We start from the raw sequence: 333 nt of genomic DNA on the forward strand, positions 1-333 counted from the left end.
TTGTTATTCCCCTTTCTTAATCCAATGCCATGATTTCCGCTAACGATCTATCCGATATATAAGTATCGATAATTTGGATCCGTCCATATTTATCTTTAGCCATTCCTTCGGCTTCACTCTCTGACTTCGCTTCAAACTAACGAAGCTTCCATTTGTCGTCCTTGTCGTAAAACTCTATTGAGTACGTCATAACGCTATTACGCTTCAAGAACTTTTCCGCTGTACTTGTTGCGGTATAATCAAAACTTCCTACTACATCCTTAAGTGTTAGTTGTTTCATGCCCCTAACCCCATTGGGCGAGATTTAATCTTGTTCTTATCCGTTTGATCCAT

Annotated in this window: 1 pseudogene; it reads right to left on the minus strand. The window is 39.3% G+C overall.

Annotation, left to right across the window (positions count from 1 at the left end):
• Positions 1-16 precede the first annotated feature (16 nt).
• Positions 17-280: pseudogene (locus MR065_RS27225) on the minus strand (hypothetical protein).
• Positions 281-333: the final 53 nt, after the last annotated feature.

Source organism: Bacillus cereus group sp. BfR-BA-01383 (assembly GCF_022663495.1).
GTDB classification, from domain to species: Bacteria; Bacillota; Bacilli; order Bacillales; family Bacillaceae_G; genus Bacillus_A; species Bacillus_A cereus_AU.